Here is a 13,581-nt window from a genome sequence, read left to right as displayed (position 1 = left end):
TGACCAATGACCAATGACCAATGACCAATGACCAATGACCAATGACCAATGACCAATGACCAATGACCAATGACCAATGACCAATGACCAATGACTAATGACTAATGACTAAGTATATGCAAATCCCCCGCTTGCACCCAGACACAATTGAGGAAGTTAAACTACGGGCTGATATTGTAGATGTCGTATCAGAATACGTAGTTTTACGCAAACGGGGGAAAGATTTCGTCGGTTTGTGTCCCTTCCACGATGAAAAATCTCCCAGTTTCACCGTCAGCCAGACCAAGCAAATGTACTATTGCTTCGGCTGTCAAGCTGCGGGAAATGCCATTAAGTTTGTCATGGAATTGGGGAAGCGTTCTTTTGCTGATGTGGTGCTGGATTTAGCACGGCGTTACCAAGTACCTGTGCAAACCCTCTTACCCGAACAACGCCAAGAATTACAGCGTCAGCTATCTTTGCGTGAGCAGTTATATGGAGTTCTGGCAACGTCTGCCCAGTTTTATCAACACGCGCTGAGACAATCTCAAGGGCAACAGGCACTCCAATATTTACAATCTAACCGTAAACTCAAAGAAGAAACAATACAGCAATTTGGTTTAGGTTATGCCCCCGCAGGTTGGGAAACTCTCTACCGTTATTTAGTGGAAGATAAACATTTGCCCGCGCAGATACTAGAAAAAGCGGGATTAATTAAGCCACGATCTTCCGGGGGCGGTTATTATGATGTATTCCGCGATCGCTTGATGATTCCCATTCGTGATGTTCAAGGGCGCGTCATTGCCTTTGGTGGTAGAACCCTGACTGATGAACAACCTAAATATCTCAATTCACCAGAAACCGAACTTTTTAGTAAAGGTAAAACATTATTTGCCCTTGATCAAGCTAAAGGTGGGATTTCTCAACTCGATCAAGCGGTGGTGGTAGAGGGATATTTTGATGCGATCGCTCTCCACGCCGTTGGTATTAATAACGCTGTCGCCTCTCTCGGTACAGCTTTAAGCTTAGAACAAGTCCGGTTAATATTACGCTACACGGAATCGAAACAATTAGTACTCAACTTTGATGCTGATAAAGCCGGAACCAATGCAGCCGAAAGAGCGATCGGTGAAATTGCTGAACTAGCATACAAAGGCGAAGTTCAGCTAAAAATTCTCAATTTACCCGATGGTAAAGATGCTGATGAATACTTGCACAAGCGTTCCCCAGAAGATTATGCAGAACTACTAAAAAATGCGCCACTTTGGTTAGACTGGCAGATTCAGCAAATTATTCAACGTCGTGACTTAAAACAGGCTACTGATTTTCAGCAAGTAACTCAGCAATTAGTCAAATTACTTAAAAATATAGTTAATAGCGATACACGCAACTATTACGTTTCCTACTGTGCAGAAATACTCAGCTTAGGAGATACCAGACTTATACCCCTACGAGTCGAAAATCTATTAACTCAAATTGCTCCCCCTCCGGCTACATACTCTAAGCCTGTGTCAGCGAAGAAAGCATGGGGAGCTAGCAAATCCCCACTTCCCACTTCCCACTCCCCACTCCCTACAGAACGCAGTCTTTTAGAACATGCAGAGGCGTTATTATTGCGAATTTACTTGCATTGTCCTGAACAACGTCAAGCGATTATTGACGAACTAGAGGAACGAGATTTGCAATTTAGCCTTTCCCACCACCGATTTTTATGGCAACAAATTTTAGAAATTTCATCCAATGATGTAGAGACGCGAAATTTCGCGTCTCCACCAGATTTAATTTCCCGCCTGCAAGACCAGTTCTTAGAATTTGACAGCGAGATAGGGTTAATTTCCCATTTGTTTCATGTCGATGAAAAAAACCAGAAAGAAATACTTCGGACTCCGCAAGTGGTTCAAGCTGCGATCGCTTGCATGGATTTAGTCATGCTTGAAAAACGCTATCGCCACTTTTTGGAACTATGGCAACAAACCGATCCAGAAGCTGAACCAGAGCGTTATCAATTTTATTATCAGGCTTTCTACGCTGAAAAAATCAAACTTCAAAAAATAGACCGACAACGGTTATTTTCCATCACAGAGTTGTTGTAGTTTAACTCTTGATTAAGTAAATCGGTGAGAATAATCCAAACTATATTAACTAATGTAAAAAATATTGGAATTAGTTTGTAGTGAGGGCTTCAGGCTTCACTACAAAGCTTTAATTATTTACGCCCTCCTACTTAAAAGAAAAACCTCACCCTGTCCTATCGGACATCTCTCTTTTTACTAAGGAGAGGGACAGGTTTTGCGTAGCTAACCAGGGTGAGGTATCTCAGGGGCTGCACGATAGTAAAGACTTGTGTGTACACCGTAGCCTTGTAGGGGAAGTTTTGCAGAACCCGTGAAAAATCAATTTATTGAATAGCTAACGAAGATTAGCGATCGCGTTTAGCAGAACGGCGCGATGCAGATGAACGCGCACTAGGCTTATCGCCATTGGTCGCGGGTGGTGCTGCCTTACGTTTAGCTGATGTCTGTGGTAACGGTTTAGCACTACGAGCCGGACGCTTGTCACCTCCGGGTTTGGGCCTGTGTTGCCGTTCATTTGCGATCGCTTCGGAATTGGTATCGGGGTTAGGCGCAAAACCAGCCACCACTTCCCTTGGCAAGCGCTGCTCAATCAGTTTTTCGATATCTTTCAATAGAGGGTATTCATCGACAGATACCAGCGATACGGCTTCACCTGACGCGCCAGCGCGGCCAGTACGCCCAATGCGATGAACATAATCCTCTGGTACATTGGGTAGATCGAAGTTGACTACATGGGGCAGTTCGCTGATATCAAGACCCCTAGCAGCAATATCTGTCGCCACCAATACCTGTAAGCTGCCATTTTTGAACTTTGCCAGAGCATTAGTACGCACCGGTTGGCTCTTATTCCCGTGGATTGCCAGTGCTTGGATGCGGTCTTCGCCCAACTGCTTAACCAAACGGTCAGCGCCATACTTAGTACGCGTAAACACTAGCACTTGATACCAATTATCTCGCCGAATCAGGTGAGCAAGTAATTGGCGTTTCTTGTCACGGTCTACCTGATAAACTTTCTGGGCGATCGTCTCGGCGGTAACGTTGCGGCGTGCTACCTCAATCATCGTCGGGTTATTAAGGAGACCGGCGGCGAGTGCCTTAATTTTGTCGGAGAAAGTAGCGAAGAATAGCAAATTTTGTCGCTGTTTGGGCAATAGTGAGAGAATGCGGCGGATATCATGAATAAAGCCCATGTCCAGCATTCGATCTGCTTCATCTAGCACCAAAACCTCAATATGCGATAGGTTCAGCGTCCCCTGCTGTACATGGTCTAACAGTCGCCCTGGAGTAGCGACTAGAATATCGACTCGGTTCTTCAAACGCTGTTTTTGCAGATTAATACCGACTCCGCCGAACATCACCATTGAGTTTAGCTGCAAGTACTTGCCGTACTCGCGCACGCTTTCTTCTACCTGTGCAGCGAGTTCACGAGTCGGGGTGAGAATCAGCGCCCGGATCGGCGGGTATCCCTTATATGTACCTTTGATGCTCTTATCAGACGACAACCGATGCAGAAGCGGTAGGGTAAAACTAGCGGTCTTTCCAGTACCAGTTTGTGCGCCAGCTAGCAAATCGCTACCTGACAAGACGGCTGGAATCGCCTGTTTCTGAATTGGCGTGGGTTCAGTATACCCGCGTTCGGTAACCGCACGGATAATTTCATTGGACAAGCCGAGATTAGAAAAAGACATAAAACTCCAAAAATAACATCGGCCTGTCGCCAATGGCGGCGTCAGTCTTAGGCGGACGGAGTGAAAAAGCGTTGAAAAGCTGATGGGCAGTAGCGCAAAGACTGAAGAGCGAGTGCCGCAGTTCCACATTCTAACAGATTGCAGTCCATTATGTCGTTAAAGTTGCTCTAATTCTGCGTTGTGTTAAATTAGCATTACTTGGAATGTAAAATGTTGAACAATTAGGAGAAATTCGTTATCGCAATCCAAAAGCAACTGATTAATTCACAAATCAAGTCACCTAGTGTCTTCTTGATTGACCATGAGAATAACAATCGTGGTCTGATCGACACCAATGAGGCGCTACAGCTAGCCGAGAGCTTAGAGCTTGACTTAGTTGTAGTCTCCCAAGGTAAAGAGGCTCCAATCGCCAAGATTCTCAACTATGGCAAGCTTCAATATCAAAAGAAAAAACGTCAGAGCCAGAGTGCTAGACCCACGGTAAAGGAAGTTCGATTTGGTCTAAACGTGGGCGTGGCTGATTACAATTTACGCATCCAACAAGCAGGTGAATGGTTGAGTAAAGGCGATTCAGTCAAGTTTGCCATCCGTTTACGAGGTCGAGAACATCAATATCGTGACAAAGCGGGAGAACTGCTAGATCGAATTGCAAATGATCTTAGTCAAGTAGGTAAAATCCAGTCGCTGGATAAACGCGCACTAGTTGTTCAAGTGATTCCTGCCTAGTTAATCTTGCGATCGCTAGAGGATATATTTGTAACAGCTTGTAAGGAACGACAAAAGCTGGAGGTAACACTGTAGCTTCTATGGAAAAAACATTGACATTCTCCCCACTGAAGATAGCAAGGGGATTTTTCGCTGTCCAATATTGGAGATGGGCTTGTCCTAAGCATATAGAATAGTAGACAACCCTGTACAATAAGGTAAAACTTTGTACAGGGTTTTGTTTTATGTATAAACCGCATGGATTTGCAAAATAACTGACAATTCAGGTAATCTGGAAAACCTCACTTCTATTTCTCTCTTCCTTTAAGGAGGAGCCACTGCGCCTTTGCGGCAAAGCCCGACAGCCAAGCACGTGGCGTCAGAGATTTTGAAATCAATCAAGGAAGGTAGAGCCGTTTGATGGCAACCTATTAGTTAGCAGGTTGTTCTAAATTAACTTTGACAACTTTGTTCTTTTCTTGCTCAGTTTTAGGCAGTGTCAGATTCAAGATGCCGTCTTTATAATCTGCCGTAACGTTAGTATTTTGAATCCGAGCAGATAGAGGAATTACGCGTTGAAATTTCCCCTAATGAAACTCACTTTTGGTAACGCCTTTTTCTTAAGTTTTAGTTTAAAACTTCCGCTCACCGCTCACGTAAACTGCGTTTTCTGTGACTTGCACATCCAGGTCTTTAGCTTCTATTCCTGGTAGTTATAGCTTTAGATGAATAGCATTTTCAGTTTCTTGTATTTCAGCAGCAGGAACTTTGCTCAAGCTTTTGTCCAAGAATACAGATGGTACTTTGGTTTCTTCAAATAAATTATTGAGTTGACGTTGTAGAGTGTCAATTTCTCTTTAAGGGTTCCAACGAACTAGTACCGCAAGGCGGAAATCACGCATTCAAAAGTCAAAAGTCAAAAAGCTTTAATTTTGGGCTTTCTGGCTGTTTGGAATGGTAGGTTTATTTCCGCCGCGTTGTACTAGTGTCATAATAACTCTTCCTCGGATCAATTAGCTTTTGTTTAATCAGCTTTGCACTTCAATTGGTGCTTACTTATATTATTTAGAGTTAAACCTGCTGTAAATTCGGTTATTAACACCAACCGATTGATGATTACCGTCCTAAATTAGACAGAAAAAATTTACGGTTTACCCTAATTTGTATGTTCGGTAAATCCGAATATACAAATAGATTCAATCATTGTTAACCAATAAATCTGCTATTGAAGGATATCATAAACCACATCTAATTTGCATATTCAAAATTAATATAACTCTTGTAGGGTAGACCGAAAAGCCCGCCCTAATTATGCAAGTTAAATGTGGAACACCTTAGTACAGAAATGTGATGCCTGGGTTGAGCTACCCCCTGCCTACCCTGCTTATCCGAACCCTATTGGGGCTACCCCTAAAACTGAGTAACAGCGCTGCATAAATTTTTAGATTGCCCCAGTTAAATATATATCTGTTCAAGTTTGTCCTAAACTTTGCTGTCGATTTATTTTTTCAGTTCTTGCGCTCAATTAGCTCACCCATTCGGGTGAGGAATAACCCAACTGCTCAGGTGACCTGAGTGCAGGAAGTTGAAACTGATAAAAAATAAGACTCTATTACTCAATAACACTAATTGCACTTTACTCTAACTAAGGATAACCCTATGAAATTTTCTACCTTGATTGATTCTATACTCATTGTTGGTTCAATTGCTTTATTACCTGGAATCGGTGGCGCTCAAATAGCTACTAATAATAGTGGCGAACCTATAGCTATCAACTCTGACAATTTACTCGCTCATTTTATGAACGTCAGCTACCTCAAACCCTTTGATGCTGCATTCCTAGCTTATCAAGGTAACCTGAAAGCACAGGGTATCCCTAGTGGTAGTGCTTTGGTTTCTCAATACCAAACAGGAAGCCTGACTGCACTAGATGTGGTTAAGGCTGCTGTCAACGCTAAAAAGTTACCAGCAGAAGCTTTAAATGATACAGATTACCTAAATGCCGTCGAGTCGCAGATGACATCATTAGGCAACACTAGTAACTTATCTTACTAAATATAGCGTTCCAGAGGTTCGTAAGGGATTTATAAAATGCTTTACTATCATCTCGTTGCTTTGATAAGAAAATGCTTCACAATGGAGGAAAAGCTGCTGTCTTACCCGTCAGCACCATCCCATTACCAAAAATTACTTTAACCCCTTCAACCTTGGAGGGGTTTTTAGTTGGTGCTACGCTTGCTTTAGCGTCGCCCCCTTTTTGCAAAGCGCCTTTTCATATTTGATGCGATCGCCCCTCGCCCCGCGCAGTCCATTTGAACGCCTAGCTTTTACTTCTGGAATTTATATAGCAATATTTTTTATTTTTTCCAAGGTGCGTAGGCGTAGCCCGTTGTTGGCGTAGCGTCTCGCAGAGAAGACATCGCTTCTACAGTCGCATACCACACAGTTGAAAAAATGGTCGGGTAATAAATTATTTACTGTTCTATCAAATTAACGTTGTTAAATGACTCAGCAGGTGCAGTTTTCACCTCCAAGCTGTGTTAGATATTGTGACGCAAAACAGGAGTATAGATACGTTGCTAAAGCTTTCTCCAGAATCTCCTCTATTTATTGTATTAATTGTTATTAGTTTTCTAGTAGTAACTTTGTCAACTTGGTTGTCATCTAAACCATTCGTTTTAAAACCATTTGGACTTAATGATATTATTCAGCTACTCACCTTACAATTATTTATTTCTTTGTTGCTAGAGCGTTCTTTAGAAGTTTTTATAACTACTTGGCGCGGCCCATTTGTGGAACAATTAGATATTAGTATTCAGCAAAAAAAGGCTTTATTGTCGGAAAAGATAAGACTTATGGAAGTACAACAGAACCAATTCCCTTCTTTAGAATCCAATCAAACCAGTGGACTCCCACCTGAAGGAATGAGTTTAGAGCAGCAAATCATCCAAAATTTTACACAAAACCAACAAGAACCATTAAAAATATTCAAACCACAAATTGATGATATAAATGAAAAAGAGCAGCAAAAAACAGCATATAAATCTGATACACGAATAATTGCTCTGTGGACATCTCTTTTATTCGGTCTTTTAATGAGTGCAATAGGTATTCGCTCAATCGAGCCACTTATAGTTATTGATTTAGATAATCCACTACAAGTAGTTATTTTCCGTTGTTTAGATGCATTACTGACAGGAGGTTTAATTGCAGGAGGTAGCGAAGGAATTCATAAGATAATAAAAGTTTTTATCGATTTTATGGAAGCTACATCTAAACAAATCAAAAATCAGTAATTATCTTCATTCAACAAAGTATTTTTATACCACATATTGCAAATATTATGAAAATTAAAGTAATCTCTATTCTAAATATATAGTGTCATCTTCCCATAGATAATCTTTAATATCTACAAAACTTGTGTTTGAATTGGTTAATAAATTTGCTTCTGATAAAATAACTCCTTCTTTTATCAACTTATTTTTTTGCTGGGTTACATAATTTATCAAATGACCTTTAGAGTCTAATATTCTATGTAGTGGATAATCTGCAACCGAGGTTTTTTTTAGGTATATAGGAATAGCTCTTAGATAGCTATTATCTACTCCCATCCCTTTGATTATCTGTTTATATGTAACTACTTTCCCACTTGGGATTTTGATGATAAAATTTAGGAATCGTTGATATGGATTTTCAGATAATGCTGGAAATTTATTAGCTTGAACCTGAAAACTACTACCAACCTGGATTTTACCTGATTTAATAACTACGCCTAAAATTCCTCTTTTACCTTGGATGCTCTTTAATGATTCTACCAAGTGGGCTATTCGCTTACATGGTTCGCAGTGAAAAGTTAGACGAATTGCCACACCACTTTCAAAGGTTAGCAGAGAACCAGGGATAAAATTATTAAATTCTATACCTGTAACCACAATATTTTCTCGCAATTCTCCTGGTTTAATTGAGAAGTTTAAAATATCTTCATACCTAACAATTAAAACTTGCCTTGGACTTATAGGATCGGCATTAATATCTCCTTGTATACCAGAACCGACTTTTAAGTTTAATGTTTTAAGCTCTACCATCGCAGAACCTGGTTTTAACTTGGTGAAAAGATGCGTTATTAAGAGAGCCATATTCATGCGGCGGCGCGATCAATTAATCAAAAAGTTACTTTTCTAAACGAACTGCATACCACTGTAAATATTGCCCAGGGGCAATATCTAATTCGCAGCTGGTGTCAAGTAAATATTGTGCTTGAGCTTCCGCAGTATCAAAGTTTTGTAAATCAGGCGGCAAATCTTGAATTATGAGTTTTTGGAGAGTTGTCTTGAGCTTTTCTAATAACTCTGATTGTGTCATAAATTGTTCTGGTTGATTTGTTTCTAGAACAACAAAGTGCTCTTGCTGATACATTAATGAGTCTGGCATTTTAAAGATTAAGTGAATGTAAATAGGTTTTGATTTGTGGATGAAAGGAAAATGGTAGTTATATATAATTTTAAGAGAATTATCAGAGTTCTCATTTTCAGTAACTATTAACTTACCATATTTTAAATTATAGAATATTTGCTATTAAATCAGTGGTTTTTTATAATAAAAATAAACTTTAATTTACCTTACATATCTCACCATTAAATAATAATTTTTAATTATTTTATTAACCCATTACTATATGATAAAGCTTTGTGCCAAGGTAAATTTAGATTATATACTAATTAGACTAGACATCCGTAGCCCTTGTCGAATAGACTAAATAAATTTGAGTCAAGTGATATTAATATTGAGTCTTAACTATATTCTGAACGGACTTTGATAATTGCTTTGCGCTGTATCGTTAGGTCTCTAAACTAACTAGAGAACTAAATAATTAGGGTGTGCATTTGCAAATTTTAAAAAAATCGCAATTTGGTTTTAAGAATGGGGAAATATAAAAGTAACATTTCCTCTCGTAACCATAGGCGAACAAAAAGGTAAGAATTGCCTTCGTGTTCCAATTATAGATTGTCTATGCAACTTAGTTATCTACCGCTTGCTTGGCTCAGTAACATTAAGCAGTCTATTGTCAAAAAACAGTTGATTGTGAAGCCAGATACACCTTTGCCGCCAATCTTGGCATTGATTAAAAGAGCGATCGCCCCCATGCGATTGAGTTGCACAGCCTTATTCAGGATAGTTCTGCAAGTGGAAAGCAACTCATGTCAGGCATAACTCCATTTTCTGTTTCTAAGCAACCACCACTGATTCTAGTAGCTGATGATGACAAGGCCATCCGGGTATTGTTACGTAAAGCTATGGAACAAGAAGGTTATCGAGTGGTTGAGGCCAATGATGGTAAGCAATGTTTAGATGCTTACGAGACTATTAAACCGGATATAGTTTTGCTAGATGCTGTAATGCCTATAATGGATGGTTTTACCTGCTGTAAGCACTTGCTCGAGATTGCCAGGAATAATTTAATCTCAGCCCTTGCAACATTTGATACTTCTTCAGCACACAATAATACGGTGATTTCCAAGATATGGGAGCGCACTCCCATATTGATGATCACATGCTTGGATGATGAAGAATCCGTAGATCGTGCTTTTGAAGCAGGGGCGACTGATTACGTCACTAAACCAATTCACTGGCCTGTATTGCGCCAGCGATTGCGTCGCCTGCTACAGCAAGCCCAAGTATACAAACAGTTAGAGGCGGCAAACCAAGCTTTGCACCACCTCGCCAATGTAGATGGCTTAACTGAGTTGGCAAATCGTCGCCGTTTTGACGATTATCTCAATACTCAGTGGATTAATCTGGCACAAGAGGAGTGTCCCCTGTCAATGATTTTGTGTGATATCGACTATTTTAAATTTTATAACGATAAATATGGTCATCCTGCTGGCGATGTATGTTTACAAAAGGTAGGTGCTTTATTAAGCCTCAAGGCGCAAAAACATCAGGATTTAGTAGCGCGTTATGGTGGCGAAGAATTTGCTGTGATTATGCCATATACCCCTGTATCTGGCGCAGTTCACATTGCCGCAGCCATACAAGCAGGAATCAAAGATTTGCGAATTGTTCACGATGGGTCTGCTGTGAGTCAGTATGTCACCCTAAGTATGGGCGTGGCTACTGTTGTGCCTACTTGGGAATCCTCACCTTCAGATTTGATTGTGCAGGCAGATAAAGCACTCTACCGAGCAAAGACCGGGGGGCGCGATCGCTTTGTCTCAAGTTCTTAGTTGTCATTTGTCATTTGTGAATGACCAATCTCTAAAAAGGATAAACTGGTAGTGTGAAGTGGAACCATGCTCCGTTATTGGGGGCAGAGTCTACCCAAATTTGACCATAATGTGTCAGGATGATGCGTTGGCATAAACAAAGACCAATCCCGTAACCTTCTGTACCTTCATCCCGTTGTAGCCGGAAGTGATTTTCAAAGATGCGATCGCGATTCTCTACAGGAATACCAGGCCCAGTATCGCCAATACTAAACTGAACTTTTTGGGTAGTGCGGTGCAATCCGGCAACGCTAATCTTACCACCTGCTGGAGTGTATTTGATGGCATTATCCAACAGATTCACTAGCACTTGCCGGATGCGTTCTGGGTCAGCATATACATAAGGCAAGTCACTAGGAATATCTATTTCTACCCCTTGGGATTTGGCGGTGTAGCGATCGCACAATTCTTCTAATACATCTAAACATAGTTTCCCTAGCTGTAACTTTTGTGGTACAATCCTAAACTCTGTATCTTTACCACGACCTACCTCTAAAAGGTCAGCAATCATCCGGTCAATGATCTTAGTTTGATTGCGGGCTTGTTTTAATAAATGCGCCGTCAAGGATGGCTTGAGGCGCTGGAATTGACCTGTCTCTAAATTGTAGTTAGACTGGAGAGTTTCGATGGCGATCGCCGCAGCAGTTAGCGGATTGCGAAGATCGTGCGCCAGCATAGCAATCACCCGGTCTTTAAACTGTAGCTGCTCTTGGAGATTATCTTTTTCCTGTTTTAAGCGAAAAATTTCGTCTGAGAGTCGGATTACTTCCGCAGAAACCGCAACCGAACGGATAGTGGATTTGGGTGATGTCGCCTTAGCATTGTCGTCTATACGTTCTTGTAAGTCTTCTTGTAGTTTTAAGTAAGCGTCTACAGCTGCTTGCCAGCGAGGCCACCAGTTTTTTAATTGCGCTATGATATTACTCCCAGCCAAAACCTGTCGTGGTTCTGGATGGATTTTAATTAAAGCTGGCGTTGCTATCAATTTAAAGTGTTCTGCTAAGTAAGGTTGTTGACCAACATCGATAGTTTCAACTTCAAAACTATACTCAGCCTGCAATTCTTTTAAGTAAGCACGGATTCGCTGCACCTGTTGTCGAGACTTTGGGCGTCCATCGACAAATAGTAGCAGCTGGAGTGGAGCCTCAGAATAAATAGGCTGATCCTGGGAAACTTGCATGTAATCGTGTTTCAGCACTGGTAACAACCCGGCGACGCTTTCCAGAAGGTAAATATAGACTGACGGTTGTCGATGGTCGTTGTTTTTTCTTGAATTTAATATCTATTTTAAATTCTTAATACCCCTATCATTTTTGCGTTTTTGACATCAAACATATCATTTTCAGCCTTTTGCCCGGTTTTGGTTAACTTCGTCTCTAAGAAACACCTTTTTCCTTGAATATAAGTCTTAATTTACCCTCAAGCAAAAATTTTCGCCAGAGCTAGCAGGTGAAACGTTTAACGCTATGTCAATTCGATTACTTGCTTTGAACAAGTAATCACTAAAAACGCAGATGCTAATTGTATCTAATCTATCAGGAAGTTGTTAACTGCTCAGACCAAGTTTGTAGAGGAATTTCTCAACCGCCAGTGCATCCGATGAAGTGTCTTTTTTGGCTTTACCCAATCCTAGTAATGATTAGGAAAACAGTCACAGCTAAATATGTACTGTCTCTATAAGTTGCCAAACGCACCCTCTGCCCAGCCTTCCTAAAATAACCCCTACCCTATACCAGAAGAACAGGGGATGGATTGCCAAAGAGAAAACTTTGGATAACATAGAGGCGATCGCTCTTTTAGATAAAGCACTCACTGCTTTCGACACTGCCAACAAACTCTTGACCATAGCACAAGTACCACTTTCCCGAGAAAATCAATATCGAGATACTAGGCAAACTGCTTTGCCTATTATCACCCCGGACTCCAAAAAGCACAAACTTACGCTAAGTTCCTGGAATTGCTTAATAGTGGCATTTTTCACCTATTGCCTCATTCAGCTTACCATCGTCAGATGAATAATTTCCAGAATCTAGTGTCAGCCAGCCTTAACCAACTTTAGACTCTTCCCCTCCTTGAGGCTAAAGGGGGCTTTATTACTAGTCTATCACTTCAGTTGCTTGGCGTAGGCTTTGCATGCTGTAGGCATCGCATTACAACTAGTGCATTAGACATCTCCGAAAATGAATGTAGAGACGCGAAATTTCGCGTCTCTACAAAGGTTTCAGATTACGCATATTTAATTTCTGGAGATGTCTATTTGGAAGAAGATTAAAGCTTTTGCTAGCTACACTGTTCTTTGGTAAGTTAAGAATCAGTTATCGGTGTCAACGGAATATTTACAGAACTCTCTAAAAATTTGATTCTCACTCTAGTGGTCTGTCCCATTAGTGACCAGAGGTGAACAAGTTCGTAGTCATAACTTTAGTCCTGGATTTTTAAGCACGCTTTGTGCTTACTACGAACTCCTTTAACCTGTAATAATCCCTGTGAACTTAGAGCATTTAAATCACAAAACTATTATCTAGCAGCTATTTTAGGTTTATTTATGTTTTTTTCCAAAAATGTTAGTTTGTCAAAATTCTAGGGAACTCTATAAATAAGCATGGGAATTATGAAAACCTAATGGCTGTAAAACAAAGACAATACGGTAGCTTTTGCTACCGTTTACTCATTTTTATAGATATCATCTTCACCAATAGAGACATTTAGCAAGAGGACGTAGTGAGTTGGTAGTATCTTTTGGTGATAGATATTAAGAGGTAGAGAGGCACAGAGGCAGAGGAAATGAGTTTGTTTCAATATTCCATTCCCCATTCCCCATTCCCTATTCCCATTTAATGAACAGTCTGCGCTAGGGTAGGAATTGAAACT

At 40.6% G+C, this 13,581-nt stretch carries 11 protein-coding genes and 1 pseudogene; 7 read left to right on the top strand and 5 right to left on the bottom strand.

Annotated elements, in window-relative coordinates:
- The first annotated feature begins 116 nt into the window (after nt 1-116).
- Complete coding sequence (gene dnaG / locus V7K32_RS26510) at nt 117-2,072, top strand: DNA primase (protein WP_334997565.1); 1,956 nt, start codon at nt 117-119, stop codon at nt 2,070-2,072.
- 326 nt (nt 2,073-2,398) lie between these two features.
- Here the strand turns inward: dnaG and V7K32_RS26505 are convergent, their stop codons facing one another.
- Complete coding sequence (locus tag V7K32_RS26505) at nt 2,399-3,742, bottom strand: DEAD/DEAH box helicase (protein WP_334997561.1); 1,344 nt, start codon at nt 3,740-3,742, stop codon at nt 2,399-2,401.
- Between the two features lie 237 nt (nt 3,743-3,979).
- On the opposite strand from V7K32_RS26505, the gene infC reads away from it, so the two are divergent.
- The gene (infC, locus tag V7K32_RS26500; RefSeq protein ID WP_100899045.1) at nt 3,980-4,468 is read left to right on the top strand and encodes a translation initiation factor IF-3; all 489 of its coding nucleotides are present in this window, start codon (nt 3,980-3,982) and stop codon (nt 4,466-4,468) included.
- Between the two features lie 410 nt (nt 4,469-4,878).
- On the opposite strand, the pseudogene V7K32_RS26495 reads toward infC, so the two are convergent.
- Nucleotides 4,879-5,298 (bottom strand): annotated as a pseudogene (locus V7K32_RS26495) (Hsp20/alpha crystallin family protein).
- 808 nt (nt 5,299-6,106) lie between these two features.
- Between V7K32_RS26495 and V7K32_RS26490 the strand changes: the two are divergent.
- Complete coding sequence (locus V7K32_RS26490) at nt 6,107-6,502, top strand: hypothetical protein (RefSeq protein ID WP_334997560.1); 396 nt, start codon at nt 6,107-6,109, stop codon at nt 6,500-6,502.
- Between the two features lie 482 nt (nt 6,503-6,984).
- Nucleotides 6,985-7,743 (top strand): hypothetical protein, encoded by a 759-nt coding sequence (locus V7K32_RS26485; protein ID WP_334997558.1) that lies wholly within the window; start codon nt 6,985-6,987, stop codon nt 7,741-7,743.
- Nucleotides 7,744-7,809: 66 nt separating this feature from the next.
- Here the strand turns inward: V7K32_RS26485 and V7K32_RS26480 are convergent, their stop codons facing one another.
- Both V7K32_RS26480 and V7K32_RS26475 read right to left on the bottom strand, forming a co-directional pair.
- Nucleotides 7,810-8,532: an MGMT family protein gene (locus V7K32_RS26480; protein WP_334997556.1), complete on the bottom strand. Its 723-nt coding sequence runs from the start codon at nt 8,530-8,532 to the stop codon at nt 7,810-7,812.
- A gap of 85 nt (nt 8,533-8,617) precedes the next feature.
- Nucleotides 8,618-8,878, bottom strand: a complete 261-nt coding sequence (locus tag V7K32_RS26475) for a chlororespiratory reduction protein 7 (RefSeq protein WP_334997554.1) — start codon at nt 8,876-8,878, stop codon at nt 8,618-8,620.
- A gap of 579 nt (nt 8,879-9,457) precedes the next feature.
- Here V7K32_RS26475 and V7K32_RS26470 point away from each other — a divergent pair.
- Together V7K32_RS26470 and V7K32_RS26465 are read left to right on the top strand one after the other, a co-directional pair.
- Nucleotides 9,458-9,658 (top strand): hypothetical protein, encoded by a 201-nt coding sequence (locus V7K32_RS26470; RefSeq protein ID WP_334997552.1) that lies wholly within the window; start codon nt 9,458-9,460, stop codon nt 9,656-9,658.
- The gene (locus V7K32_RS26465; RefSeq protein ID WP_334997550.1) at nt 9,646-10,671 is read left to right on the top strand and encodes a PleD family two-component system response regulator; all 1,026 of its coding nucleotides are present in this window, start codon (nt 9,646-9,648) and stop codon (nt 10,669-10,671) included. The genes V7K32_RS26470 and V7K32_RS26465 overlap by 13 nt, the downstream gene beginning before the upstream one ends.
- A 31-nt stretch (nt 10,672-10,702) precedes the next feature.
- Here V7K32_RS26465 and V7K32_RS26460 read toward each other — a convergent pair whose 3' ends face one another.
- Nucleotides 10,703-11,908 carry a histidine kinase gene (locus V7K32_RS26460; RefSeq protein ID WP_334997548.1) on the bottom strand — a complete coding sequence of 402 codons (1,206 nt, stop codon included), beginning with the start codon at nt 11,906-11,908 and terminating at the stop codon, nt 10,703-10,705.
- 571 nt (nt 11,909-12,479) lie between these two features.
- Here V7K32_RS26460 and V7K32_RS26455 point away from each other — a divergent pair.
- Nucleotides 12,480-12,725: a hypothetical protein gene (locus V7K32_RS26455; RefSeq protein ID WP_334997546.1), complete on the top strand. Its 246-nt coding sequence runs from the start codon at nt 12,480-12,482 to the stop codon at nt 12,723-12,725.
- The last annotated feature ends 856 nt before the right edge of the window (nt 12,726-13,581 follow it).

It is taken from the genome of Nostoc sp. (assembly GCF_036917635.1).
Classification (GTDB): Bacteria; Cyanobacteriota; Cyanobacteriia; order Cyanobacteriales; family Nostocaceae; genus Nostoc.
The sequence above is the reverse complement of the archived record's forward strand: the minus strand, read 5'-3'. Positions and strand labels throughout refer to the sequence as shown.

Excerpts from the sequence above, each read along its gene's own strand:
- dnaG (WP_334997565.1), top strand. The coding sequence starts at position 117 with ATGCAAATCCCCCGCTTGCACCCAGACACAATTGAGGAAGTTAAACTA.
- V7K32_RS26505 (WP_334997561.1), bottom strand. The coding sequence starts at position 3,742 with ATGTCTTTTTCTAATCTCGGCTTGTCCAATGAAATTATCCGTGCGGTT.
- V7K32_RS26490 (WP_334997560.1), top strand. The coding sequence starts at position 6,107 with ATGAAATTTTCTACCTTGATTGATTCTATACTCATTGTTGGTTCAATT.
- V7K32_RS26480 (WP_334997556.1), bottom strand. The coding sequence starts at position 8,532 with ATGGTAGAGCTTAAAACATTAAACTTAAAAGTCGGTTCTGGTATACAA.
- V7K32_RS26475 (WP_334997554.1), bottom strand. The coding sequence starts at position 8,878 with ATGCCAGACTCATTAATGTATCAGCAAGAGCACTTTGTTGTTCTAGAA.
- V7K32_RS26470 (WP_334997552.1), top strand. The coding sequence starts at position 9,458 with ATGCAACTTAGTTATCTACCGCTTGCTTGGCTCAGTAACATTAAGCAG.
- V7K32_RS26465 (WP_334997550.1), top strand. The coding sequence starts at position 9,646 with ATGTCAGGCATAACTCCATTTTCTGTTTCTAAGCAACCACCACTGATT.